Source organism: Leptospiraceae bacterium, from assembly GCA_025059995.1.
Lineage (GTDB): Bacteria > Spirochaetota > Leptospiria > Leptospirales > Leptonemataceae > SKYB61.
Genome location: JANXCF010000007.1, coordinates 33,341 through 59,558, shown reverse-complemented (window position 1 = coordinate 59,558; position 26,218 = coordinate 33,341). Strand labels below are relative to the sequence as shown.

The 26,218-nt window shown below is 35.0% G+C and carries 27 protein-coding genes; 9 read left to right on the top strand and 18 right to left on the bottom strand.

Going from position 1 to position 26,218, the window contains the following annotated elements; all coding sequences use genetic code 11:
- The first annotated feature begins 16 nt into the window (after positions 1–16).
- Complete coding sequence (locus NZ853_09795; protein MCS7205981.1) at positions 17–1,273, top strand: glycosyltransferase; 1,257 nt, start codon at positions 17–19, stop codon at positions 1,271–1,273.
- On the opposite strand, the gene NZ853_09790 is transcribed toward NZ853_09795, so the two are convergent.
- Genes NZ853_09790 through NZ853_09775 form a run of 4 tightly spaced genes read right to left on the bottom strand, consistent with a single transcriptional unit; the run spans position 1,266 to position 5,667 of the window.
- Complete coding sequence (locus tag NZ853_09790) at positions 1,266–2,081, bottom strand: recombination protein O N-terminal domain-containing protein (GenBank protein MCS7205980.1); 816 nt, start codon at positions 2,079–2,081, stop codon at positions 1,266–1,268. The genes NZ853_09795 and NZ853_09790 overlap by 8 nt on opposite strands.
- The gene (locus NZ853_09785; protein MCS7205979.1) at positions 2,078–3,463 is read right to left on the bottom strand and encodes a sigma-54 dependent transcriptional regulator; all 1,386 of its coding nucleotides are present in this window, start codon (positions 3,461–3,463) and stop codon (positions 2,078–2,080) included. The genes NZ853_09790 and NZ853_09785 overlap by 4 nt, the downstream gene beginning before the upstream one ends.
- Positions 3,426–4,268 (bottom strand): ATP-binding protein, encoded by an 843-nt coding sequence (locus NZ853_09780; protein MCS7205978.1) that lies wholly within the window; start codon positions 4,266–4,268, stop codon positions 3,426–3,428. The genes NZ853_09785 and NZ853_09780 overlap by 38 nt, the downstream gene beginning before the upstream one ends.
- Positions 4,261–5,667 (bottom strand): hypothetical protein, encoded by a 1,407-nt coding sequence (locus NZ853_09775; protein ID MCS7205977.1) that lies wholly within the window; start codon positions 5,665–5,667, stop codon positions 4,261–4,263. Before NZ853_09775 ends, NZ853_09780 begins: the two co-directional genes overlap by 8 nt.
- A gap of 54 nt (positions 5,668–5,721) precedes the next feature.
- Between NZ853_09775 and NZ853_09770 the strand changes: the two genes are divergently transcribed.
- The gene (locus NZ853_09770; protein ID MCS7205976.1) at positions 5,722–6,177 is read left to right on the top strand and encodes a hypothetical protein; all 456 of its coding nucleotides are present in this window, start codon (positions 5,722–5,724) and stop codon (positions 6,175–6,177) included.
- 111 nt (positions 6,178–6,288) lie between these two features.
- Positions 6,289–6,591: a hypothetical protein gene (locus tag NZ853_09765; GenBank protein MCS7205975.1), complete on the top strand. Its 303-nt coding sequence runs from the start codon at positions 6,289–6,291 to the stop codon at positions 6,589–6,591.
- A 1-nt stretch (position 6,592) separates the two neighbouring features.
- On the opposite strand, the gene NZ853_09760 is transcribed toward NZ853_09765, so the two are convergent.
- Both NZ853_09760 and NZ853_09755 read right to left on the bottom strand, forming a co-directional pair.
- Entirely contained in the window at positions 6,593–6,757 is a 165-nt protein-coding gene (locus NZ853_09760) for a hypothetical protein (protein ID MCS7205974.1), read from the bottom strand.
- Between the two features lie 40 nt (positions 6,758–6,797).
- Positions 6,798–8,015, bottom strand: a complete 1,218-nt coding sequence (locus tag NZ853_09755; protein ID MCS7205973.1) for a hypothetical protein — start codon at positions 8,013–8,015, stop codon at positions 6,798–6,800.
- 202 nt (positions 8,016–8,217) lie between these two features.
- On the opposite strand from NZ853_09755, the gene NZ853_09750 reads away from it, so the two are divergent.
- From NZ853_09750 to mltG, 5 genes are all read left to right on the top strand, one after another.
- Positions 8,218–8,973, top strand: coding sequence for a hypothetical protein (locus tag NZ853_09750; protein ID MCS7205972.1), 756 nt, complete (start codon positions 8,218–8,220; stop codon positions 8,971–8,973).
- A gap of 87 nt (positions 8,974–9,060) precedes the next feature.
- Positions 9,061–10,623 carry a sodium-dependent transporter gene (locus tag NZ853_09745; GenBank protein ID MCS7205971.1) on the top strand — a complete coding sequence of 521 codons (1,563 nt, stop codon included), beginning with the start codon at positions 9,061–9,063 and terminating at the stop codon, positions 10,621–10,623.
- A 2-nt stretch (positions 10,624–10,625) separates the two neighbouring features.
- Positions 10,626–10,781 (top strand): hypothetical protein, encoded by a 156-nt coding sequence (locus tag NZ853_09740; GenBank protein MCS7205970.1) that lies wholly within the window; start codon positions 10,626–10,628, stop codon positions 10,779–10,781.
- 3 nt (positions 10,782–10,784) lie between these two features.
- Positions 10,785–11,600 carry a glycosyltransferase family 2 protein gene (locus tag NZ853_09735; protein ID MCS7205969.1) on the top strand — a complete coding sequence of 272 codons (816 nt, stop codon included), beginning with the start codon at positions 10,785–10,787 and terminating at the stop codon, positions 11,598–11,600.
- A complete protein-coding gene (gene mltG, locus NZ853_09730) occupies positions 11,597–12,580 on the top strand; it encodes an endolytic transglycosylase MltG (protein ID MCS7205968.1) in 984 nt (327 codons plus the stop codon). The genes NZ853_09735 and mltG overlap by 4 nt, the downstream gene beginning before the upstream one ends.
- Positions 12,581–12,583: 3 nt before the next feature.
- Here mltG and NZ853_09725 read toward each other — a convergent pair whose 3' ends face one another.
- The 6 genes from NZ853_09725 to NZ853_09700 all read right to left on the bottom strand — a co-directional run bounded on the left by NZ853_09725 (position 12,584) and on the right by NZ853_09700 (position 18,294).
- Positions 12,584–13,732 (bottom strand): DUF1574 domain-containing protein, encoded by a 1,149-nt coding sequence (locus tag NZ853_09725; GenBank protein MCS7205967.1) that lies wholly within the window; start codon positions 13,730–13,732, stop codon positions 12,584–12,586.
- A complete protein-coding gene (locus tag NZ853_09720; protein MCS7205966.1) occupies positions 13,732–15,150 on the bottom strand; it encodes a hypothetical protein in 1,419 nt (472 codons plus the stop codon). Before NZ853_09720 ends, NZ853_09725 begins: the two co-directional genes overlap by 1 nt.
- A complete protein-coding gene (locus tag NZ853_09715; GenBank protein MCS7205965.1) occupies positions 15,150–15,977 on the bottom strand; it encodes a pseudouridine synthase in 828 nt (275 codons plus the stop codon). The genes NZ853_09720 and NZ853_09715 overlap by 1 nt, the downstream gene beginning before the upstream one ends.
- 4 nt (positions 15,978–15,981) lie before the next feature.
- On the bottom strand, positions 15,982–16,677 hold the full coding sequence (locus tag NZ853_09710) for an SH3 domain-containing protein (GenBank protein MCS7205964.1): 696 nt from the start codon (positions 16,675–16,677) through the stop codon (positions 15,982–15,984).
- Positions 16,643–17,758 carry a HEAT repeat domain-containing protein gene (locus tag NZ853_09705; GenBank protein MCS7205963.1) on the bottom strand — a complete coding sequence of 372 codons (1,116 nt, stop codon included), beginning with the start codon at positions 17,756–17,758 and terminating at the stop codon, positions 16,643–16,645. The genes NZ853_09710 and NZ853_09705 overlap by 35 nt, the downstream gene beginning before the upstream one ends.
- Positions 17,759–17,823: 65 nt before the next feature.
- Positions 17,824–18,294 carry a DNA starvation/stationary phase protection protein gene (locus NZ853_09700; GenBank protein ID MCS7205962.1) on the bottom strand — a complete coding sequence of 157 codons (471 nt, stop codon included), beginning with the start codon at positions 18,292–18,294 and terminating at the stop codon, positions 17,824–17,826.
- Between the two features lie 317 nt (positions 18,295–18,611).
- Between NZ853_09700 and NZ853_09695 the strand changes: the two genes are divergently transcribed.
- Positions 18,612–20,576: a long-chain fatty acid--CoA ligase gene (locus NZ853_09695; GenBank protein ID MCS7205961.1), complete on the top strand. Its 1,965-nt coding sequence runs from the start codon at positions 18,612–18,614 to the stop codon at positions 20,574–20,576.
- A gap of 24 nt (positions 20,577–20,600) precedes the next feature.
- Here NZ853_09695 and NZ853_09690 read toward each other — a convergent pair whose 3' ends face one another.
- The 6 genes from NZ853_09690 to NZ853_09665 are packed head-to-tail and all read right to left on the bottom strand — an operon-like array spanning position 20,601 to position 26,196.
- Positions 20,601–22,130, bottom strand: coding sequence for an acyl--CoA ligase (locus NZ853_09690; protein MCS7205960.1), 1,530 nt, complete (start codon positions 22,128–22,130; stop codon positions 20,601–20,603).
- Positions 22,108–23,415 carry a hypothetical protein gene (locus NZ853_09685; protein ID MCS7205959.1) on the bottom strand — a complete coding sequence of 436 codons (1,308 nt, stop codon included), beginning with the start codon at positions 23,413–23,415 and terminating at the stop codon, positions 22,108–22,110. Before NZ853_09685 ends, NZ853_09690 begins: the two co-directional genes overlap by 23 nt.
- The gene (locus tag NZ853_09680; protein MCS7205958.1) at positions 23,408–23,554 is read right to left on the bottom strand and encodes a hypothetical protein; all 147 of its coding nucleotides are present in this window, start codon (positions 23,552–23,554) and stop codon (positions 23,408–23,410) included. Before NZ853_09680 ends, NZ853_09685 begins: the two co-directional genes overlap by 8 nt.
- 9 nt (positions 23,555–23,563) lie before the next feature.
- Positions 23,564–24,085: a DUF3332 domain-containing protein gene (locus NZ853_09675; protein MCS7205957.1), complete on the bottom strand. Its 522-nt coding sequence runs from the start codon at positions 24,083–24,085 to the stop codon at positions 23,564–23,566.
- Between the two features lie 14 nt (positions 24,086–24,099).
- Positions 24,100–25,590 (bottom strand): glycerol kinase GlpK, encoded by a 1,491-nt coding sequence (gene glpK / locus NZ853_09670; protein MCS7205956.1) that lies wholly within the window; start codon positions 25,588–25,590, stop codon positions 24,100–24,102.
- Between the two features lie 15 nt (positions 25,591–25,605).
- The gene (locus NZ853_09665; GenBank protein MCS7205955.1) at positions 25,606–26,196 is read right to left on the bottom strand and encodes a CBS domain-containing protein; all 591 of its coding nucleotides are present in this window, start codon (positions 26,194–26,196) and stop codon (positions 25,606–25,608) included.
- Positions 26,197–26,218 lie beyond the last annotated feature (22 nt).

Here is a 26,218-nt window from a genome sequence, read left to right as displayed (position 1 = left end):
ATGGTAATAATGTAATATGAGGATTGCCATTTTTACAGATACGTTCCTTCCCAAAATTGATGGAGTTGCCATATCGATTTATCAGTTTACAAACATTTTAGCTGCGAAAGGACATCATTTTTTGATATGTGCTCCTAAATATTCTGATGACGAAATTTTACAACATGAACTTCATCCGAATATCGAAATCCTCAGATTCAAAAGTGCCCCCTTACCATCGTATCCAGAAGTCAAAATAGTTTTGCCCTCACAAAAAAAACTACGATACGTAGCAAAAGAATTTAGAGCTGAACTCATCCACTTACAGACTCCCGGTTTGATGGGTCAATACGGTTTATTCATATCGAGGTTTTACCAAATCCCAATGGTAGGAACTTATCACACTTTGATTTCTGAACAAGAAATGTATATTTCTTTGTATAGACTTTTAAATATCGATAAATTGGCAGATTACATTCTTTTGGGAAGAAGAATCAAAAAAAACTTGGAGAAAATCGAAAAAAAAGTCACATCTAGCTTCAAAAAAGCTCTTCTATGGAAATACGCAAATAACTTTTATGAAAATTGTGAAGTTATCATCACCCCCACAGAACTCATACGTCGTGAATTGGTTGAAAAAGGTGTGAAAAAGACCATCGAAGTGATTTCCAATGGGATTGATTTCCAAATGTTTCAAGGAGTACCCAAAGAACAACTTAATCAACCCCCAAAACTTATTCATGTGGGAAGAATCTCCTATGAAAAAAATTGTGATGTTATCCTCAAAGCCTTCTATGAAATCAAAAAGCATATCCCCGGTGTTACATTAGACATTTATGGAGATGGACCAGCCTTGCGATCTTTAAAAATAGAAGCTCGGTATTTAAATATTCAAGATTCCGTTTTCTTTCATGGCTTTGTGGATCGAAAAGAACTCACAAAAATCTATCCTAAGTTTGATATTTTTCTGACTGCTTCAACAATGGAAACTCAGGGTTTAGTAGTTTTAGAAGCAATGGCAAGTGGACTTCCTTGCGTTGGAGTAAATTCCTTCGCCTTACCAGAGCTCATACAAAACGACATCAACGGCTATACCGTTGAACCCGGAAACCACAAACAGATCGCTGAAAAAACAATAGAAATCCTAAAAAACCCCGAGAAATTCAAAAAATTCTCCCAAAACAGCATCGAAATCGCAAGAAAGCATGATATTTACGAATCAGCAAGAAAACTCGAAGTCCTATACGAACAAGTGATAGAGGACTTCCAGAAAGAAAAATCATTCTTTAAATAAAAAGTGATCGCTTCATGGGTATGATTTCTTTAAGATGTATTTCAATCCGCTTTTGAAGTTCCCATAGTAGTTCATCTATTCTATCTATGCTTTTTTGAATGTGAAGTTGTTTTAAAAATTTTATAAAATTACTAAACTTTTTTTGTTTGATTTGTTGTAGGAAGAAAGAATAATAATAATCAATCACATTAGCAGTTGCATCACATTTTCTGCAATAGAAGTAGAGTTTTTCCTGCCACTTTGCTAGCCCATCCAAAGGATCATGACAAAAAGAACAATGCACCAGATCTCCCACGTACCCCATGAACATCAGAACACGAACCGAAAAAAAAAGTAAAAATATGCTCGAAAAATCCAAGGATAATTCTTCAATGATTTTTTTTACATCTTCTTTTTCTTTGAGGACGTAAGATTGTAAAAACTCTAAACCCTTCAGCAACAAAACATATATTTCTTTTAGTTCTCTTTGATCTGACATAGAAGCGTAATAAGTGATTTCTAGTATTTTTCCTAAGAGCTCAAAATTTTGATATTGAGATTTGAACTCCCAAAAACGCTCGATCAGTTGAATTTCTTTTACGTTTTGTGTTTCATTTATGTCCTTTTCGTAATAATCGATTTGGACAAGGTTTCCCAATTCAACTACGATGGGGTTTCTTCGTTTGGATTTTAAAATTCCATGAACTACAAATTTTTTTCTCGTATACTTTTGGTCATAGAGCTCCTTACATAAAACTTCCAAATGAACATCCGCCTCTTGAAAGACAGATTTTTTGAGGATTATCCCTTGGCATTTTTGGAGTTTCATTTATAAAGAGAATATTCAATTATCTTTCGATACAAAGTTCGCTGAGAAATTCCCAGGAGTTCTGCGGCTTTTTCTCGGTTTCCATTGACAAACTCTAGGTTTTTTTGAATGATTGCTTTTTCATATTCTTCTAATGAAATTCCAGGAATGATTGTGTCTAATAATCTCTTTTTTGAAGCAGGAGAAGGAAGTTCCAAAAGCTCTTCTGGAAGATCCTCAATTGTTAGAGTATCATCTTTTGCGAGAACGACCATTGACTCTAAAACATTTCGAAATTGTCGAATGTTTCCAGGCCAATCATAATTCTGAAAGAACTTCAAAACATCTTGGGACAGCTTGGTAATGCTTTTTCCATATTTTTCATTAAACTCAACAACGAAATGATTAAAAAGTAAGGGGATATCTTCCTTTCGCTCTCGCAAAGGAGGTAGTATCAATTTCGCAACAGCTAAACGATAATAGAGGTCCTCACGAAACTGCTTTTTTTCAACTTCTTCTAATAGGTTTTTGTTGGTTGCCGCAATGATTCGCACATCCACTTGAATAGGAGTCGTAGAACCAACACGATAAACAGTTTTATCCTCCATGACCCGGAGTAAACGAACTTGGCTTTCCATATCCAACTCCCCAATTTCATCCAAGAAGATGGTTCCCCCATTAGCGGACTCAAAAATACCCGGTCGATCCTTGTCAGCTCCAGTATATGCACCCTTCACTACTCCAAATAACTCTGCCTCCAAAAGGGATTTTACAATAGCACCACAATTGATCTTCACAAAGGGCTTATTCTTTCTTTGTGAATGTTTATAGATAAAATTTGCCAAGACTTCTTTTCCTGTTCCTGATTCTCCTTCAATGAGAACCGTGATTTCCGTTGGTGCGATTTGTTTGGCTTTTTCATAAACCTTTTGTATATTGGCGGAGACTCCTATAAAAAAACTTTCGTTTTCGTTGATTTCTGATAGTTTCTTCTTGAGTTCTAAATTTTCAATCTTGAGTAGTTTTGTATCCAAGCAGGATTGGATTTTGTGATAGAGATGTTCCAACTCCACAGGTTTGACCAAATAATCCCATGCCCCTGATTTTAAAGCCTCAACTGCGCTTTCCACATCAGGTTGTCCTGTGATAAAAATTACAGGAATATCAAAATTTTTGCTTTGAACGAACTTGAGGATTTCTAATCCATTCCCATCGGGGAGTTTCAAATCACTCAAAATCAAGTCTATTTCAGCGTTCAAATTTTCTATCAAATTCACGGATTCGGATTTTTTTGCCGACTCTAAAATCTTGAAGCCTTTCGATTGTAAAAATTCCTTTATTCCTTCTCGGTAGGTTTCATTATCTTCAATGAGTAGTAGGGTTTTTTTGAGCTTCTTTTTCATAAGGAAATTTCTGACCAATATTTTTCATAGAATTTCCATAAAAATAAATCGTAAATACCGTTCCTTCTCCTTCCTTGGAAACAAAATCAATTTCACCACCCATCTCTTCCACCATTTTTTTGACTAAAGCTAAACCCAAACCACTACCATCTTGTTTTGTTGTGAAGAATGGCTCAAAAATACGACCCTGTATAGACGACGGAATTCCCGGACCGTTGTCTGCTACCCTAATATATGGAAGTTCATTTTCTATCCCAGTGGAAATTTCAATTTTTCGTTTTTTTGTGGCGTCTTTATCCGTGTAAAATGCTTGAATGGAATTGATGATGAGGTTAATCAAGATTTGCTTTACGAATAAGGGATCAATCTCAAAATGAGCTGGTAGTCTTCCGGGATAAAAATAAATAGAAGCTTGAACTTTGTCAGCCTGTGGCTTCAACAAAGAAACGATGGAAGGTATGAGTTCATTCAATTCTAAAAGTGTAAAATTTCTCTTCTCTGCTCGAATGATTTTTATAAATTCCTGCAATAAGCGGTTTAGACTTAAGATTTCTTTTTTGATGATTTCTACTCGTTTTAGCATTGCTTCCCGCAAGGAAGGATTTTCTACTAATTGGATTTGATTTTCTAAAAGTTGTAAATGAAGATGGATTGCTGACAACGGATTTTTGACTTCATGAGCAAGTCCAGCTGCTAATACAGGCAGAGCTTCATTTTGAATATTCGATAAAGGAAGGGATAATACATTTGGTTTTTCAATGGCTTGTTTGACATTTTTCTTTTTTAGGGCTTTTTTTTTATTCATAGCGAACGTCCAATACTTGCACAAAGAAAAAATAAATATCATCTGAGGAAAGGTATTTCTTTTTTTCCATTTCTAAAAAACTTCGTAAAAACAATCTAGGCACTTCTTTTGAGTCTAAAATCAAAATTTTATCTGGGACATTCTCTACAAAATCTCGTTTATAAAAAGACAACCCTATATAAAAGTTCTGGTTTTTATTTTTGTATTCCAAAAGAGAGTTTAGGATTTGTCGATTCGAAAGGCGGATCCAGAAAGCTTTAGTTTCATCTTTTAGTAAAACCTTATAGTATGTTTGATTTGAACGAAGTTGTTGGGAAGCTTTGTGAATTTGTCTTTCCAAATCAGAAACCACGCTGCTTGCATATACCAACTTGGTTTTGTTTTTCTTCTCATAAGCCGAACATACCCAATCCAAATCTAACTCAGATGGTGTGTAAAGATACATTTCCAATCTGGGACATTCTTTTATGTTATAAATACTTTTTAGATACTCAACTTGATATTCTTCTTCACAAAGTGATAAGATTTTCCCATAGCGAACGAAAAAACTACGAAAGCCGTTCTCATACCCACAAACCCTTCCATAAACCACAGGGACGAATTCTACATTTTCTATGTTTCGAAAATTTTCTAGTTCACTCCACACCTCTAAGGGCAGTTTATAGGTCTGAAAAATTTTTACTCTGATCCCTTTCGTAGTGATTGTTTTTAAAAGAAACCCCAATTCTCGAAAATATCGATCTGTTTGTAAAGAATCAAAAAAGATCCAGAGTTCCGACTGATAAGGTATCAATTCTCTTTGGATTTGTCGAAGAGAAAAAACTAAATCTTCTGTATGCAAACTTTCTGAGGGAATGTATTCACTAAAATCTTTTATTAGCTTTAGATTTTGATTTTTATAAACAACATAAAGATGATGGAGTTCTGGATTTAGGGAAGAACGAAGGATGGGAAGTAAAGAACTCATGGAACCAGAACTATCTAAAAGAACAAATATTTGATTTTGTTTTTGAAATTTCGACAACCATCGTTGGTATTGAGGATTTTCCACCAAGAAAGGAAGGATTTTTTTCAGGTTGTTTGCTAAAGTAGATTGGAGTTTGTCGATCTTTGTTTGGGTTTTGATTTGATATAGCTTTTGCATGGTTTTACAAGAAAAAATGACTTGATATAATTGCACACTCTCAGAAGTTAAAAAATATGCTTCCCCCACGTGAAAATACGAAAACTCATTTTTTCCACAAATCTCTAAAAGCTGCACACGAGCCTGTAGCTCCGTCAAACCTTCTTGATATTGAGGATAATCCAAATTTAGTTTTTCCGACGAAAGAAAAGTATATTGAAACTGAAGTCTTGCTAAGAATATGGTTGCATCCTGCAAAAGCACTGGTAATTCCATAGGAGAAAGAATTTTATCTGATGAGTTTTGGACATAAAAAGGGAAGATCGCAAGATGTTCAGGAAAAGTTTTAGGATAAATGTTCCCAATAACCAAAACTCCCAAAAGATACCAAAGCTTCATCTTCTCTTTATTTTTTTCATTTTTTGGAGTTGTCAAATACAATCCCCGAAAAGTCCCCTACCTCCTAATCATCATGATTTTTTTTATGGAAAAGATTTTATTCAAATCATTGGGTATGGGCGAATCCCAAATTCACAAAAAGAACCTTACGAACACCGGCTCAATCAATGTGTCAAAGAAGCACAAATCCACGCTCACAGTAAATGGCTCGGGATAACAGAGAAATACATCGAATCCCAAAGGCTCTGGTATGATCAACTAAAAAACAATTATTATTCCCTTTGGCGTAAATGCCTTGATGAAGCAAAAATCCAAGAAATCATACCCATTTTCCCAAATCAATGTAAAATCATTGTTCATTATTATTGTGATCCACAGGAATGGTAATGCTTTAATTCAACGTCAAAAACTGAATCACAACCAAATTTTTGTTGACATAGAGAAAAAATTTTGTTTTCCCAACTTTTAAAGTAAGAAAGCTTTTTTTCGATAATCTTTATGATGGCGGGTATAAGTTTTCCTAATGATATTCATCGAGCTTATCCTAATCCTCACGACCCGCATGATGTGATTCTAAAAAATCAAGAAAAAATTCCTCAAAATGATCCCCTCAAGCACTTCCAAGAAAAAAACAAAGAACAAAACGAAGAAAAAAGGGTTTCCTTAGAAGAACTGCAAAAATCCTTGATAAAACCAAAAGAAATCAAAAGGCTAATTTACTTAGCCATTCCCTTTACAAGACACTTTATTACTGAGCTGGACAAAGAACCCAAAGGATTTTATTTCGATAGTCAAGGATAAATTAATTCTTCTTTTGAGTTAAGAGTTCATTTTTACGTTGAAGCAAGTGCTGTGCGTATTTGCTATTGAGATTCTTCATGTGCTCTAAGGTTTTTTTTATGGCTTCTTCGATTTCTTCTAAGGTCATCTTGTTGATCTTTTTTCGCTTGGGTTTTTCTTTTGCCATGTATCCAGTTTTTTTTTTATCAAAACAAATTCAACTGATTTTATGAAGTCTCATTGTCATCATGAAGTCCATATTTCTTACGAAGGCTCTTACAAAAGGGAGTTTCATATAGGGGATTTTGAATACAACTCGCTTCTTCATACCGATTCAATTGTAAAAATAAGAGATATAAAACCTTTCTGTAAAAGTCCTCTTGTAAGATAGATGAAGGTTTGATGGAAAGAAATTCTTCTGTTTTTTGGAGAGCTTCTTCAATTCGCCCGAGATTTAATAAAACATAGACCATTTCCAAATAGGCATCAATTTGAGTATTAGAAAACTCACTTGCTCCTTTGTATCGATCTAAAGCCAATTGCCAGTATTCTTTTTGTTGAGTTTGATTCCCTTTTATGACGTATAGTCTTGCTTGACTGAGAAAGTAAGTTCCCAACTCCGAAGGTTCAGAAACAAAAATTAACTTATCAAAAAAGTGAAGATATTCTTCTAAGTAGATAGCATTGCATATAGGATCATCACTGGGACATTTCAATATGGCTTCATGCGGGACATATCTATTCACATAATTTACTAATGCGAATTTATAATTCGGTTCATCTCGTAGAACTTCCAGTAAATTCAAATCCAAATCAAAGGGGAATCCCCAAGCTTGAGGATTTTGTTTTTTCATTTCGTTATAATAGCGACTTTCCCAGTAAAGGATGTATTGATACCAATAAGGCTTTCCTTCTTGAGGAAGGCATAATGCATCAAAGCATTCTTGTAAAAGTAAAGGAAGTAGAATTCTCTTTTGGTCTTTCGTTATGTTTTCTGGGATTATGTAAGCGTACTTGATTGCTTCTTTGAGAAGTAAAATGGCTTGATTTACGTATTGTTGTTTTTCCTGCCAATAACTGGTGGGTTGCACCGTTATGAAGTTTTTTTCAAAAGAAAATAAATTATACTTTTTGATAAAATCCCAGCGATAACTATCATCAATCAAAATGGTTGATTGGATTTCTTGAGGACAAATTTCCTTCATGACCTTGAGGTTGACTTGATGTTTCTCTAAAATTTCTACAGCTGGTAGAAAAAAATCATGATAAGCTTTTTCTGGATTTTGTTTTTGAAATGGTTGCGGGTTTGTCGTAAGGCGGTATAGAAACGATACCCATTGATAACGATAGTAATAAATAAAAAAACCAACAATCAACCAAAACAATCCAAAAAGCAAAAACAAGTTTTTATACTTTAGGATTTGTTTCCATAAGATATAAAGCATATTTCGTATTCCCCAAAAAATTATTTTTCATCAATACAAAAAAATGTAGAAAACACAAAGAATTTAATAAACTTTGACACATGGCAAATTCCAAAACAAGAAATGTCAAAAGAAAACATCGAAAAAGGATACGAAAACTAAAAGAAAAAAGAAAATTACAAAAAATGCAAGCTAAAAAATCCAAATCCTCAAATCCATAATCATGAAGCCAACAATTTTGCTTTTTTTGTTTTTTATCTTGATTACTTTTTTTCATGCTAATGCTGAGGAAAACAAAACCACAGAAACCTACTTAGAAGAATACAAACAAAAGCTCAAGGAATTCTATCAACCTCCCAATTGTTTTTTGTTATCTTTTCGAACGAACTTGAATATCCCCCAGTATGGTCAACAAAATGCTGAAGGTTCGGTCAGAGCCGATAACGTAAACCAACGCATTCGAGTTATCTTGATTGAACCGACTTTGGGTTTAACCATCAGTTGGATCACAGTGATTGACAAAATAGCTTATTTATCCCATCCGAATAAAGAAGGAGTTCTAAAACTCCCTCTTAAAGACGTTTCTTTGGGTAGCGTAGTAAATAACCAAATCCAAATCCCTTTTGCGTTGTTTCAGGACATACTTTTTGGGAAGCTCCCTACCGAACTTTTCCAAACCCAAGACTGGAAATTCGAAAACCAACAATGGATTGTTCAATATACACAAAATGGAGACGTAATCACTTTTTACTTTCGAAATGAAGATCCCCTCCGCCTCGAAAAAGTTATCTACCAAAAACCACAAGACTCTTACTATGCAATAGTGAACTTTGTTGATAAATTTTACGAAACAAAATACCCCAAGCAACTCAAAATACAAACCTTCCAAAACAAAACTGCTTTAGAATCCATGACGATAAACTTTTACAAATACATTGACACAACCAAGTGTAAAAACGAACACTTTCCTGTTAAATAACGTTTTTTCTTCCTCAAAGGAAAATTATTTGACATCTGATTTTCTTATCAGGATTTCAATGCAATAAAAAAGGAGGAAAGAGAAAATATGAAATCCCAAAGAGAAAATTGGGGGTCCTTGATTGGCGTTGTTCTTGCTGTGATGGGAAGTGCGATTGGGTTAGGTAATTTCATTCGCTTCCCCGGGCTTGCTGCAAAATACGAAGGTGGAACCTTTATGATTCCTTATTTCTTTGCTCTGATCTTTTTAGGAATTCCCATAGCATGGATGGAATGGACCATCGGAAGAACAGGGGGACAAAAAGGATTTCATTCAACTCCAGGGATATTTCGTATTTTATGGAAAAATCCGTTATCTCCTTATTTAGGTTTTTTAGGACTTTTGGTACCAGTAGGAATTTTTATGTATTATATCATCATCGAAGCTTGGAGTTTATATTATGCTTTTTTGTATCTTGTGGGAAGTTTTCCTTTGTTCAATAACGACCCCAATGTTTATAAAGAATTCTTTGTTCGTTCTACCGGAATCAATCAAGACGGGATTTTGTTTGATACCCGACAAACTCCGGTTCTTTTTTTTGTTTTATTTTGTTATCTCTTGAACATGTGGATAATCTATCGTGGTTTGGTAAAAGGGATTGAAGTGGTCAGTAAAATTGGCATTCCCTTGTTGTTCGTAATCTCTTTCGTGATTTTAATTCGTGTTTTGACGTTGGGAACACCAAACCCCGAGCACCCTGAAAGAAATGTCATAAATGGTTTGGGTTTTATGTGGAATCCGGATACATCAGAAAAATCGTTTTTTGAGTCTTTGTTGAATGCCGACATGTGGCTTGCTGCTGCTGGTCAAATTTTCTTTTCTCTTTCCGTAGGATTTGGCGTGATAATTACTTATGCAAGTTATCTCAAAAAAGATGACGATGTGATTCTTTCTGGAACAACCTCTGCTGCCGGAAATTCCTTCGCTGAGGTCGCCTTAGGTGGTTTGATTACTATTCCAGCTGCTTTCATTTTTTTAGGACAAGAAGGAATAACTGATAGCGTCTTTCAATTGGGGTTTATTACACTTCCGAACGTTTTCGAAAAGATGCCTTTGGGAGGACTTTTTGGTTTCTTGTGGTTTTTTCTACTTTTTATCGCTGCGTTGACAAGTTCAATTTCAATGCTACAACCTGCCATCGCATTTTTCGAAGAAGGATTAAATGTCGGACGTAGAGCAAGCATTAGTCTACTTTCTTTTGTTACGTTGATGGGAACTTTGTTTGTGATGTTTTTTTCGAAGGACCTAATTGCTTTGGACAATATGGACTTCTGGATTGGCACATTGGGGATTTTTCTTTTAGCAACCATCCAAATCTTGATTGGTGGGTGGATTTACGGAGCTGAAAAAGTCTATCAAGAAGCACAAGTAGGTTCCATCATGAAAATCCCAAGGCTTTTTGTTTTTGTGATAAAGTATATTTCTCCTGCATATTTACTGATTATCTTCATCAGTTGGTTATACCAAAAACTTCCACTATATGTTGAGACCCTTGTCCAAAATCCAACGGCAAGAATTACTTTTTCCTTCGTGGTGTTGTTATCTTTGTTTTTTATTTTACTCATTGCTCAAGCAAACCGGAATTGGAATAAACAAAGTCAAGGAGTATGACTATGACGATTGGTGGTTGGATCATCATGATTTTTTCGGTTTCTTTTGTTACGATTTTGTTTTTTTGGTCCTTGTATTTGGTGTTAACCCACAAAAAGGCGATTGAGCACCTTCATTCTACTTTGGATGAAACACCAGACATCAAAGAAGACACATAACTTATGGTTTCTATTAGTGCTGCCATCATCACCTATAACGAAGAGCAAAACATTCGTGAATGTATACAATCACTACTTGAGATCTGCGACGAGATCGTAGTGCTTGACTCCTATAGCACAGATCGAACGAAAGAAATTTGTTTATCTTTCGATAAAGTAAAATTTTACGAACATCCCTTCGATGGACATGTGGAACAAAAAAACCGAGCCATTGAACTTTGTAGCCATGAGTGGATACTATCTTTGGATGCCGACGAAAGGGTATCCGAAACCCTCAAAAAAGAAATCCTCTTTTTGAAAAATCATCCTGAGATCATGAACCAGTACACGGGATTTCAAATCCCTCGTCTGACCTACCATTTAGGAAAGTTTATTTATCATAGTGGTTGGTATCCCCAAAGGAAATACCGTTTGTTTCGAAAAGGGTTTGCGAAATGGGAAGGAGAAAACCCTCATGACTATATCGTCATCCAAGGAAAAGGGAAAAAACTCAAAGGAGACATCTTGCATTATAGTTTTAAAGATCTCTCCCATCAGATTGATACCATCAATAAGTTTTCTTCTATAGTTGCTTTTAATCGTTATCATCGAAAGAAAAAATTCAGTGTTTTTCGATCAATCTACAAACCCATATCGAAGTTTATAGAAATCTATTTCGTAAAAAGGGGTTTTTTGGATGGTTATCCTGGTTTTATTATATCTGTTGCCTCTGCTTTTTCTTCTTTTCTGAAAGAAGCAAAAATCTATGAACTAAAACATCAATTCATTGAACGCCCATCAAATCTACGAAAAGACTACCAATACCAAAAAAAATCATGAAATCTCGATATTTACTCATTACATCAACAATACTATTTCTAAGCTTGGTTTTTTTTTTATTTTTGAACTCATCCCCGCAACAAGAAGCAACTCAAGTTTTGTTCACAGTACCCAGAGGGAAAAGTCTATCATATGTAGCGCAAAAACTAAAACAAGAAAACCTCATTCGGAGCTCGGATTTCTTTTTGGTTTTAGCCAAGCTTTTCTATTTTCATTCCAATATCAAAGCGGGAGTTTACGAAATCCAAACCCTGATGACGTCATTAGAGATTTTGGATCTTTTAGTTAGTGGGAAAGTCAAAATGATACAGTTCACCATCATTGAAGGATGGACCAACGAACAGATTGCCGAATACTTTCTCGAACAAAATTACATCCAAACAAAAGAAGAATTTCTCTCTTTAACAAAGGACCCGGAGATTCTAAAAAAATACAACATTTATGGTCCTACTACTGAAGGTTTTCTTTTCCCAGAAACTTATACGATTGATCCTCAGCTCCCTATTAAAACTATCCACGAAATCATGATAAAGTTCTTTTTCAAAAAACTCTCAGAAATTGCTGACTACCAAAAACTTACCCCGAAAGAACTCTATGAAAAAATCATCATCGCCTCCATCATAGAAAGAGAAGCTGTCCATAAGGAAGAGTTATCTCTGATGGCAAGTGTGTATTACAATCGTCTGAAAAAAAAGATGAAACTACAAGCTGATCCTACTATACAATATATCTTAAAAGACCCAAAGAAAAAACTCACACTTAAAGATTTAGAAATTGATTCCCCCTATAACACCTATAAATACAAAGGACTGCCTCCTACTCCCATTTCTAACCCTGGTTTCTTTGCTTTAAAAGCTGCCTTTTATCCTGCGGAAACCGATTATCTTTTTTTCGTTCGAATTGAAGGAGGTAGACATCATTTCTCAAAAACATATTCAGAACACGTAAAAGCAAAAAGAGAATACTGGGATAAACAATAAGGTTTAATTGCTTAAAGCTTTGAGTAATTGCCTTAGAACATCCGGAAAACAACTAACCGACAAATGGCTTGCATCATAAAAATCATCACATTCCAATAAAGCTGGATCGTTGAAATTCAAAAAAGGAGTATGGTATTTTTGAGACAACTCTGAAATTTGAGAGATCACAAATGAAATTTCTGGATGATTGCTATAGATATTTCGTAAATACGGATTTACTCTTGGTATGTAAATTACTGCCTTGGATTTGTTTTTTACTGCATCTAACAAGAGCTCAAGAAAAATCAATTGTTCGTAAGAAATTGTAAAGTTTTTTAAATATAGATTTTCGAATTTTTTGGTTTCTTCTTGTAAATCTTTGTCTGACATTTTTCCAAACCATGCGTATTGAGCTCCTTTGGTATAGTTCATCAAAATCCTATGAGGAGATTTTTCATAGACATAATAACTCAGATTTTCTTCACCAAATAACAATAAAACCTGTAGAAGCTTTTTCTCCTGCTCTGTGAGTTGATTGTATTCAATTTGATATTTTTCCAATAATTCTTGGGTATTGCTTCCAAAGATTGAGCCTTTGATTCTTTGAAGCAAAGTCTTCATAGAGAATTGTATTCCTGCGAGAGCAAATAGTTTACTTTTTTTATAAATTTCTTTATCTTTTCTGGGAATGAGGTTATCATATTTTTTGATGAAGTCTTCATCAACTCCGAAGATCAAAACTGGATTAGCAAAGATATGAGTATTTCGATTAAAAGCATCAGGGGATACTCCCACCAAAAAAACATCAGGATGATGAAACTCCAAAATCTTTTTAGCAAGGTAAAAATAATAAGCAGGCACAGCTTGAAATGCAGTAAAATTCCAAATGTCTAAATCCTTTCTTTGGATGTAATTTGCCACTTCCTGTCCTAATCCCAGACTCCGAGAATCCCCCAAAACAACAAAAAGTTTCTTTTGATCTTTAAAATTCTTGGGTTGATTTTGGACGTGATTTTTAAGGTTTTCGAGTAGTTCTTTTCGATGTCGATAAAATACCATTCCTCCGGGTTGAAGAAAATGGTCACGCACAACTTCCCACAAAAATATCTTATCGAACAAAAAAAGAAGCAAAATCAACAAAGGATAAAAGAGTAAGTTCTTGATATTCTTCATCAAAACTGAAAGTAAAAAAAGTCTTGTCCAGTTTTGGAAAATTCCAACAAAAGAAAAATTACAATCACAAAAAACACCATTTGCAAAAAGAAACTATATTTTCGGAATCTCTCAAGCTTCTCTGGGTATTCTTCAAAAAATTGAAATACCAAAACCGAAAGAGTGGAAAAGAAAATGATTTCGGTATTCAATGAAATTCCTTGAAAATCGAAAGTCAGCATTTTTTCCAAAACATACAAAGCTCTATCGATATCCTTTACAAAGAAAAACGTAGTTTGGGGTAAAAAGATCAACCATGTGATGAATCTACGAAGTATCTTAGACAACAAAGATTTTGGAACTTCTGAAAGACCTCTTCGAAAAAGAAAAGATTCTATAGACAAACTCAAGCCTACAAAGACTCCCCAGAAAATAAAATTATAACTTGCACCATGCCATAAACCTCCAAGAAAAAACGTCAAGATTAAATTTCCATAATGACGAAGTTCTGGAACCTTGCTTCCTCCAAGAGGAATGTAAATGTAATCCCTAATCCACATGGAAAACGTCAAATGCCAGCGCCTCCAAAAATCGGAATGAGATACCATAAAAAAAGGAGCTCGAAAGTTGATGGGAATATGAATCCCCAAGAATAATCCACAACCTCTTGCAATGTCTGAATAGGCAGAAAAATCCGCATACAACATTAACAAACTCGAAAACACTAATAGCCATGCATCACCAGTTGACAAAGTTTGTTGATTATCATGCAAAGGAGCTATCACAGAGGCAAGAATATCAGCAATTAGCAATTTTTTTACTACACCAATCAAGATGAGCCAAAAACCTTTTTCTAAATTTTCTTTTGTGGGAAATGAAAGTTTCTTTATGTTTTGGATTTGAGGTAGTAATTCCTCTGCCCTCATGATGGGACCTGCAATCAGTTGAGGGAAAAATAATATGTAAAGCAAAACTTCTCGGAATGGATGTCTTTTGTCATACCTACCAGAAAAAACATCATACGAATAAGACATGATTTGAAAGGTATAAAAACTAATACCCAAGGGTAGAAAAATTTTTAAACCCATCACATCAAAAATTTCTTCAACTTGATGATGGCGTAGAATTGGGATTTGAAGAAGATGACCAAGAACATCCAAAAGAAGATAAAAATACTTAAAAATAGCTATGTTGAGAATATCAATGATCATGATAAAAACAAAAATAAACTTTTGTTTATAAACCCTCCATAGTTCCATTCCATAGTAATTGATGGCAACGATCAAAATCAAATGAAACAGAAACGGAATGCTCCAAGTTCCATAAAAATAAAAACTACTGACCAACAAAACCCAAAAACGAAAACGAGCAGGCAAACTCCAGAACAAAAAAAATACAACAATAAAAAAAACTAAGTATTCAATAGTAACGAAAAGCATTAATCAAAGATACGCTGATAGAGTTCGAATAAGTAATTTGCTTCGGGAGTATTTTTCCAAATGATGGATGGTTCAAACTCCCAATAGTGACCTTCGGGCAATTTCGTTTGTTCGATATTTAATTCTCCGATAGCGAAACGGTAGAGATCCTTTACTTCATAAAAGAGTTCTTCGAAAACCTTACGCAAGTTTCCTCTCTCTGTATATAGTGAAATTTCGTAGATGTGTTTCTCGGGATCTCGATTCACAATTGATAAAAATTTATATCTTTGATTTTGGATTTTCAATCCTCTACCCATAAGTAAATTTCTATCCATAGAAACAATAGGATTGTCCAACTGTACGTAATACTTTTTCATCACTTTATAGCGGGCATCTCGAATTTGTTTTACGAAAAAAACATCTGTCGATAAAACCACCAATCCCCTTGAATTTTGATCTAATTCATCAGCAAGATAGAGTTTCTTTTTAGAATAGGTTTCTGGTAAGAGTTGAAAGATATTTTTCTCTCTTGATCTTTTTGTAAAGTATCCTTTTGGTTTATTGATAGCCAAGTAAAGATTATTTTTGTTTAAAGATACTCTTTTCCCTTTGTAAAGAACCAAATCACTTGTTTTGATTTTATAGTTGAGTTCCGTGATGGGTATTCCATTTACAAGAACTTCTTTTTTTTGTATTGTTTCTTCGATTTCTCTTCGCGGAGCTACTTTGCAGATTTGTAAAAACTTTAAAAGTGTGATCTCTTTTTGTGATTGTGGTTTATCAGAACTATCATCAATTTCAGACAAAAACCAATGGATTTTCTTTTGAATATTTCTATCGATCATTATTTTAGTTATTTTGGTTTGCTTCTATGATGTTCGTTTTCGCCTTTTTGAAATATACTTCTTTTTCGTTTTTCCGTAAAACCATTCGATAATCATTGAGGACCTCATATAGAGTTGCCACATCTCCAATAGGTAAAACAGGATGAAATTGAATTTCACCTGTATTTAGAACTTCGAACCTTCCTTCTTTCAGTTTTTTCCCGTGATTTTTATATATAAACTTTTTGCTTTTTTGCTCTGGAGATTTATCATCTTCTAACAAAAATTCAATACTGCGAAAACGCGTTTGATCTTTATCATCCACTTCCCACCACACACCTAAAAGGATTTCTTCGATTTTTTTTGTATCCACTGTGATATTTTGTTGAGTTAAAGTATTTCCCAAAAATGCTCCAAATACCCAACCTAAATAGCCTCTTTGGGTTTTTACAAAATACCAATAGTCTTCAACACTACCGATTCTCGTTGGAGTTGGAGTTTTTTTTATGACTTCTACTTTTTCCCCAAACTTCAAAATGGAAACTTCAAAAGCATAAGTTGACGGATTGGTTCGTAAAATCGCAAAATTACGAATAACATATTTTTCTTTTTCTTCTGCAAAAATGGAAAGATAACCTAAGAAAAAGAAAAAAAGGGATAGAGCAAAATTGATCTTTTTGGATTTCTCATTTTGGTTCTTTGGGGGCGTATGGATCACCATAGATCCAAATTCTTGTTGGTCCTGTATCCAAGATAGGATTTGGCGGGAATAAATTGTCCATATAAGCATTGTTGATCGCCTGTTGGAGCACTTTTTTCACAATAGGATTATCTTCAATCAAAAATGCATCTGAAAGTTCATAATAAGACTCACCTAAAGAAAGTTCACGAAAAGCTGAAGCAACATCGTACCTTACTATAGGATCGGGATGCCTCAAAAATTGCATCAATGCACGATAATACTGTCCTTTTGTGTTATCATTAAATAAAATAGCAAATGCGATACGAGCCTTCACTTGGTCGTCGGTTTCCTCTTGATATCGTTTCTCCAAAATTTCAATGGCTTTGGGACTTCCAATCTTTGCCAACGCCAAAGCAGTAGAAAGACGTAAATCTTTATAGGGGTGACTTAAGAAAGGAGCAATTGGATCAACTCCTTCGAATGAACGGATATTTCCTATAGCTTGGATGATAAAAAAAGCCAAATTCACATAGTTATAACCCCTCATTCGAACCAGAACCCATTCATCGGACAAATTGATAGCAATGAATTTCTTGAAATCATCGGCGATTGACCACGCTGCTTCTGGAGAGGTAGGAAATATGTACTTATCAGACAACATCGCAGGAGCAATTTCATTTCTTTCATAAAATAACTCTGGGGATTGGGTTTGTTGAGCTTTGGCTATGTTGTCTTGATAAAGCTTTCGCTCTTCTTCAATAATTTTCCCTACGATTTCTAAGGCTTTCGCAAGAGGAGGTATTGCTTCTTTTCTGCCAATTTCTCCTAAAGCGTGAGCAATTGCTGATTTTACATAAGGATCAAAGGTTGCCATTTTTCGGTATTGGGGATCGTCTAATCCCCTTAGTAATTCCCTTGATAAAGGTCGAACAAAACGGAATCTCCTCAAAGATGCCATGTAGTGAATAGCATTCAGCTTTTCCTGCAAACTACCATTTTCCAAATCCTTTTCTAACCTATCATAAAGCTTTTCATAAAACTCGATAATTTCTCTTTTATCACTTGGAACCAGAGAAGTAAAACTTAAAATGAGAGTGAAAACAACTAAAAGCTTTTTCATAATTTTACCCCTTTGAACTATATCGTAACTTTAGAGACGGAAATAAAATTATCCCCTAAAATTTTTTATTCTAAAATGACCCTCAACATCCAAGCTGTTTTTTCGTGGACATCCAATCTTTGAGTAAGAAGATCTATGGTTGCTTCATCGTTTGATTCTTCGACAATGGCAAAGTTTTCTCTTATGTATCGTATAACCTTTTCGTGATCTTCGACTAAATTCTGAACCATTTTCTCCGCCTTAGGGACACCTTCATCTTCTTTTATTGTAGTCAATTTTGCCAATTCACTATAAGAGTAAGGCGCATATTCCCCTAAAGATCGAATTCTTTCTGCAATTAAGTCGATGGTATTCCAGAGCTCCGTGTATTGCTGCATGAACATATCGTGTAGTTGCTGAAACATCGGACCCGTTACATTCCAGTGATAACTATGGGTTTTAAAATACAAAAAGTAAGTATCAGCCAACAAACGCTTAAGAATTTCGACCACTTTTTCTCGTGATTCTTCTTTTATGCCTATGTTGATCTTTTTCATGGATAACAATGAATCAAACTTCAATAAAAAATCAATAAATTTTTATTCTAATCGATAAAATTTACACTATTTAGAATTTAAAAAAATTTAGATAAATTCTAAACGAATAATATCATGAATTCATCGCTAAAATGACTCAAACTATTAACATTATAAATAGTCATTTTATTTGATTTTTCTTTTTTACATTTTTATACTACTAAATTCTAATTCAAAAAAAATTTTTATCAACATAAGAAAGAAATTATTTTTTTATAGGAATAGTCTTTTTTCTTTTTTCATTGAAATGTAATATTTCAAAATTCAAGGAGGAGTGTATGGCACAAACTAAACTTAAAACAAAAGATTCAACTATTATAACAGAATACAAGATTAGTGAACCAAGAACATTTTATGAACTATATTTACGAGCTGAGTCTATGTATCCAGAGCGAAAAAGTTTCCTTCGAAGAAGAGGAGATGGAACTATTGATGGATATTCTTTCTCTGAAATGAGAAGAATGGTAGAAGAAATAGCCTCAGGTCTTCGAGAAGTAGGACTTCAAAAAGGAGACAAAGTCTTATTCTTGTGTGATAACTCCAACCATTGGATGTTAACGAATGTAGGTATCATTACAGCAGGTGGAGTTTGCGTCCCCAGAGCTACAGATGTTACAATTGATGATATTATATACATCACTAACCATTCCGAAGCCAAATTTGCGATAGTACAAAACCATAAAACTTATGAAAAGCTAACTTCTTTGCTACAAGACCTACCCACACTTCGAAAAGAAAACATCTTTATTTTGGAAGATGATAAGTATTACTTATTGAAAGGAGATAGTAAATCTGTTTATGAAGCGATTATGAAAAAAGGACAAAAAGTCCTAGAAAAGGATCCTGATTTTGTAAGAAGGCTTAACTCAGAGCTAGATCCTCATGAGATGTCAGTATTGATCTACACAAGCGGAACCACGGGAACTCCCAAAGGAGTGATGTTAACACAAAATGGTTGGATAGCCTCGGCAAGAAATAGTCTAGCAAAATTGGAATTACGAGAAAGTGATACAGCTCTAAGCCTTTTACCACCCTGGCATGCTTTCGAACAAATTGTTGAATACACATTCTTATACTTTCCAATACCTTTTATGATTACGGACATTCACAATCTTAGACAAGATTTAGTGGATTTTCAACCAACCACATTTCCTTCTGTTCCAAGAATATGGGAATCTTTGTATAATGGAATCCTTTCAAAAATCAAAAAAGAATCAAAAGTAAAACAAAGCATCTTTTTCTTCTTTTTGAAAGTGGGAGAAATCTGGCATAAGAACAAATCAATACTCGGTGGCTATGATTTTCAAATTGAAAAAAAACCTTTTTTGAAGGATCTTCTTGATAGAACCATAGCATTAATCATTTTAACGCTTATTTCTCCATTAAAACTTATTTCACTAAAGGTATTTGCTCCCATCAAAAAAGCTTTGGGTGGTAAATTACGTTCCTCACTATCAGGTGGAAGCGCTTTACCAGAAGTAGTGGATCGCTTTCTTTCTGCAATAGGACTCAATGTCACAGAAGGTTATGGTATGACAGAATCTTCTGGAGTAATCTCAGTGAGGGATTTTGATATGCCAACACCAGGAACAGTGGGAACAGTTCTCAATGGATACCAAATCAAACTCAAAGATGAAAAAGGAAATGACGTCAAACACATTCCGGGTGCCAAAGGAACTCTATGGATCAAAAGCGAGCAAGTAACCTTAGGCTATTATAAACGTGATGATTTGAATAAAGTTGTATTTGATGAAGATGGCTTTTTTGATACAGGGGATTTGATGAGGATCAACTGGAGAGGTCAATTATTCTTCACTGGTAGAGCTAAGGATACCATCGTTTTAGCAGGTGGTGAAAATGTTGAACCCGTTCCCATTGAAGATAAACTCTTGCAAAGTGAATATATAGATCAAGTATTAGTTGTTGGAGATGAAAGAAAAACCTTAGGAGTTTTGATTGTTCCCAAATTTGATCTTGTAAAAGAAAAAATCCCCAATGCTCCTGATGATTATTCAAAATGGAATGAACATCCTGAGATTCGCCAGCTCTTCCGAAACGAAATTACAAGAATTATCAATCCTAAAAATGGTTTTAAATCCTTCGAGTTGATTCCCAAAGATACATTCTACATTGTCCCTCGTCAATTCGATCCAGAAACTGAAATGACAAGAACCCTCAAGCTTAAACGTCCCGTCATTAAAGAACACTTCAAAAGAGAAATCGAACTTATGTATCAACGATAACAAGCAGTCTCGGACTGCTTTTTTTTATATCTTGAAGTCAAAGATTTGTTTCAGTTCTTGTTTTAGAACTTTCCCGGATAGATTTCGGGGAAGTTCTTTTAAAAAAATCACTTTACGTGGGAGTTTGTATTCAGCCAGATAATTTTTAGCAAATTCTATAACATCACTTTCGGATAATTTAGAATTTTGCTCTTTTACAATAAAAGCAGTAATAAAAGACAGATTTTCTTCTTTTTGGATTTCGCAGACAGCTACTTCCATCACTTCTGGATGTTGTTCCAAAACTTTCTCGACTTCTAATGCTGAAACCCGATAACCGAAGGACTTTATAATATCGTTGTTTCTTCCTTGAAACCAGAAATAGCCTTCTTCGTCTTGATAGGCTAAATCTCCTCCAACAAACCATTCTCCTCGGTACACCAACTCCTCTTCTTCTTCGCGGTTGTGATACCCTAACATCAAACCCTGATCAGAACGATGAACAGCGATAAGTCCCACTTCTCCAAGCAATGCTTCTCGATCATGCTCAAGGGATAGGATTTTGACATTACGCCCTGATTGGGGTTTTCCGGGACTTCCAGGTTTTGTAGGAACTTTTGGACCCGAACTGATATAAGTAGAAATTTCCGTCATTCCTAAGGCTTCATACAGGGGCTTTTGAGTTAAATCGGTCCATTCTTTCCACAAAGAAGCTTTTAGAGCTTCACCCGCTGATAAACAATGCCTGATTGTTGAAAGTTTCGAAACTTCGTGGGAATGGTATTTTATAAGCCTTCGATACAAACTTGGAACAGTCGCAAAAATTGTGATGGGAAAGTTTCTCATGATCCAGGTCCACAAGGAAAGTTGATTTCTTCCACTTCCTACTAAAACCGAAGTTGCTGAGTTGGACCAGACATCCATAACCCCTACCCCCAAAGTGTAGGTCCAGTTCAGTTCTCCTGAATGAAGAACCCAATCATCTTCTTGGATTCCCAGCCAATCGTTTTGGATTGGGGTTCGCCCTATGAGATTTCGTTGAGCATGGATGACTCCTTTTTGTCTTCCCGTCGTCCCTGAAGTATAGATCATAAAAGCAGGATCTTCACTATAGGTGATGGGAGTTTCAAAAGATTGATAAGTAGAAACCTTTGGGATTTCCATTTTGTTCGAAATGAATTTTACTTTTACTTTTTCTGGTAATTTATCAGGTAGCTCCAAATCTTGGCATATTACCAAATCCACATTAGCATCATCCATGATGAATCCAACTTCTTGTTTGGTTAACATCCGAGAAATAGGAATTGGAATCATTCCTGCCAAGATGGAAGCAAAAAAATAAAAAATTACATTTGGATTAGAAGGCAAACGTAGCAAAACCTTAGAAAAAGGTCTTTTTTTGTGTTGGATTAATTCTTGAGATAGCATCTCTATGATTTCGATAACTTCTTTATAAGTGTATTTGATGATTTCGTTTGGATTTTCGATATAAATTAAAGCAGGTTTTTGAGAATTTCGATTTTTTTCGATGATATATTGAGCCAAATTGAACTCATAGGGTTTTGGAGTCTTCATGTTTTTGGTTTGAGGCTTCCCACTGTTTCTGTATATTCCAACTATTGTAAGTTTGATTATTTTTTTTAAGGTTTTCTACTTGTTCTTTATTGTGTAAAATTTTTTCTGCCAAGCGGAATTCTTCTTCTAATGAAGTAGAAAAAATCCCTGGGTCATCAGCACCAATACAAACAGTCAAACCATGATTGATAAAAAACTTCAAAGGACTAAAACCCAAAATCCTCAGGTTTGATGTGGGGCAACTTTCAATCACTACATTTCTTGTTTTTAAATCCTTGATCACGAACTCCCAGAATTCTCGATGAAGACGTAGTTCTTTATCTTCGTATTTTATTTGAATGGAATCATTTTCGTTCATTGATGACAATTCTTTTTGTTTTTGGTATAAATAGTCTTGATAGTGCCATTGGTTGGTTTCCGAAAATTTCATAAGATACTCTAAATGATCATTTCGTTCTTGAACTGATTCTATATAAACTTGATCCTTCACTCGTTCTTCAGTATAAGCCAAGGCAACACAATGGCCTAAACGATGTGCATTTTTTGATACTTCGTGAATCCAGCGAATTGCCGATGAAGGAGACTTGTTGGTAAAACTTTCCCCAACGTGGTATAATACGACAAACTGTTTTTCAGTGATGACTTTTTCTAAGAAGGCTTGTTTTTCTTTGGGAGGATCATTCTCCTCGTATCCAGCAAAATCTATCCCCACCAAAACCTGATTTGGATATTTGTTTTTGAGGCTTTTGAGGATTTCGTATTGCCACTCATACAGAGGAAACTCCCGGTTGAGGGAGATTACTAATTTTGATTTTTTTGGGAAAAACTCTTTTTCTGCTTTTTGAAAGCCCTCAATCAAAGCATGAACTTTTTCTTCAAATTCAATTTGAGAAACCAAAGGAGAAAACATCATACGATATTCAGAATAGATTTCTTTTTGATTTCCTATAACCCTTAAAGAAATTACGCGCAATTCCTCAGGGTCTGTATGGGAAAGAGAAATCACAAAATCAAAGCAATTTTGAAAATACAAAAACCCCTTAGGTTTACTTTCATCGTACACATAAAAAGTTCGTAATATTTCTTTTTGTTTATCATTAAGCTCTGATGTTTCCCAAATACGATAATGATTGAGGATTTCTAAGTTGGGTTCTCTTTGGTAGATTTTTCTGTAAGAATCCCGAAAAATATGCCAGCGAGGGGATTTTCGCTTCCCCAACCAGTGTATGTCTTCTTCTTTTAAGCAACCATATAGATGGGTATGAACTTCATAAAGATCATTCATTCGGTCGGCTTTGAGTTTCTCTTATTTTGATAAATTCTTTCTTAGGGGTGTCCTCACTGGCATCAATTTCGATCGGTTCTGGTTTTTCTTTTTGTTGTTCTTTTTTGTCTTCTGAAGGAACTTCTTTTACTTCATCCATGAGGAAGAATCAAAAAGTGTTTAGGTAGCTTTTCTCTTGAGGTGACAAGGTTTTTTTCAACAGAACTTTCTCTTGATCTTTTAAATAAATCACATTTTCCTTAATTTCATAAGACACAGGACGAAATTCATTTTTATTTTTGTAGAAAATCACACCAGGCTGATTTCGAAAAGCATAAAAAGTAATTTGATTTTGCTTATCTTTAATGACTAACATGTCATTTTGTTCTTCTATTTCTAAGATAGGATTTTCGGGGATTTTCGAAATATTGATTTTTTTTCCTGTCCAAAATTCAATGGTGTTCAAAACTACTACGTCAATAAAAGAAGAAACTCCGTAGACTGGGATAATAACAAAAAGTATCATCACAATCGAACGAATCACACCACCAGCTTTGGACGGACCACCTATAGAACCATTAAAACTATATACGGTTCGAACTAAGGGGAAACTCCCATAGCAGTTCAACGACAAATAACTCAAAAACCCCAAAAGGGTAAATAATACAACGATTTTTCTCATTGTTTTCATAGGATACTCCTTTTTTATTCTGACCAATTTTTTACTCTTTCTACGGCTTTGTGCCAATAGTGCAATTCTTTTTTTCTTTGAACTTCACTCATTTTAGGTTCAAAGATGGTTTTATCTTTCATGATCTCTGAAAGTTCTTCTGCATCCTTCCAGATACCCGCTTGAATCCCAGCCAGATACGCTGAACCAGCGGCTGTGGTGTCTATGTTTTTGGGTCTTTCGACTTTACGATTCAAGATATCGGCCTGGTATTGTAAAAGAAATTGGTTGCTTGTTGCTCCCCCATCAACTCTTAAAAATGGCAGTTTTTTCCCTGTGTCTTTTTCCATTGCGTGGACCAAATCATACGTTTGTAATGCAATTGATTTTAACGCTGCTCGAGTGATACGTGCTGGACTGGTATCACGTGTGAGTCCAAAGATAGCCCCCCTTGCCTTCATATCCCAATACGGAGCTCCTAACCCAACAAAAGCTGGGACAAACACCACCTCATCATCGTCTTTTAAGTCTTTGATAAGTTCTTCACTTTCTTTGGCTGTTGCAAAGAATTTCATGTAATCTCGGAGCCACTGTATCACAGCACCTGCAATAAAGACAGCACCTTCCAATGCATACGTAGGATTGCCATCTTTATCACAAGCTAACGTAGTCAAAAGCCCCGAATTACTCAAAATAAAATCATTCCCAGTTTGGAATAACAAGAAACATCCTGTTCCGTAAGTGTTTTTTGCCTCTCCGGGATGGACGCACAACTGACCAAATAACGCTGCTTGTTGGTCCCCTATCATGGCATAGACGGGTATTCCATCAGGTAGAACTTGAACATTTTTCGTGGTTCCAAAATTTGCTCTACTTGGTAAAACCTCAGGAAGAATATTTTTGGGAATATTGAGAATTTCTAAAAGTTCCTCATCCCATTCTTTTTGTTTGATATTGAAAATCATGGTTCTACTGGCATTCGTAAAATCTGTTTTATGTTCGCCCGTGAGTTTATAAAGAATCCATGAGTCCATTGTTCCCATTTGTAATCTTCCGTTTTTTGCCAAATCTCGAGCTCCCTCGACATGATCTAAGATCCATTGGATTTTGGTTCCGGAGAAATATGCATCAATCACCAATCCTGTTTTGTTTCTCACTATATTTTCATAACCTTTTTCTTTTAACTCTTCGCAGATTTTAGCCGTTCTTCGACATTGCCAAACAATTGCGTTATAGATTGGTTTTTGGGTTTTCTTATCCCACAAAACAACGGTTTCTCTTTGATTCGTAATCCCTATGGCAATTGCATCTTTGGAATCTAAATCTCCTTTGTTGATGGCATCTTGAATGAGGTATAATAAGCCCGCCCAAATTTCTTCAGGATCATGCTCTACCCAGCCTGCTTTTGGAAAATGCTGAGTAAATTCACGATAACTACTACTGATGATTTCTCCCTTCTCGCTGAAACAAAACACCCTTGATCCTGTAGTTCCATGATCAATGGAAAGGATGTATTTTTGACCCATGAGGTTCTCCTTTGGTTATCGAGACTGAAGGATTTTCGCAATTTCTACTAAGGTGTCGGCAATATCATAGGTTTTGATGGGAATTCCTAATTGCCTTGCTATTTGATTCAAAGAGAAAATTCCCCGCACCATTTTTTCTCCTGATGGTCCTTGATAATCCACAACTAAGATATGTTGTTGTTTTCTATGACGTAGAGTTTCAATCACATCAGCAACCGTAGCTTGAGATAATGTTTTAATTTCAATCACGTCAATTTCATTGCTGGGAGTCATGATGTCTTTAACCAGAATTTCACTTCTTTTTACATTGTTCTCTTGAGCAAACTTTACTGGCTTTTCTCCTAAGATATCTTGAGCTGTGATTATCCCTAAAATCTGATCAGAATAATTCACAACAAACAATAAACGAACTTTATTTGCGATCATTTTCTCATTGGCTGCATCAATAGGTTCGTTTGGATAAATGATTCTTGCAGGAATTTTTTTTAAATCTGTCATTGCTTTGATGGCTGGATCTGTTGGCTGCAAAGGCTCAAACACCGGAGCTTCCGGTCGGTGAAATTTAATCCCACTTCCCAAAGGAACCGTAGATAAAAGCTTAGCCATACAATTCTCCTTTTGTATTTGT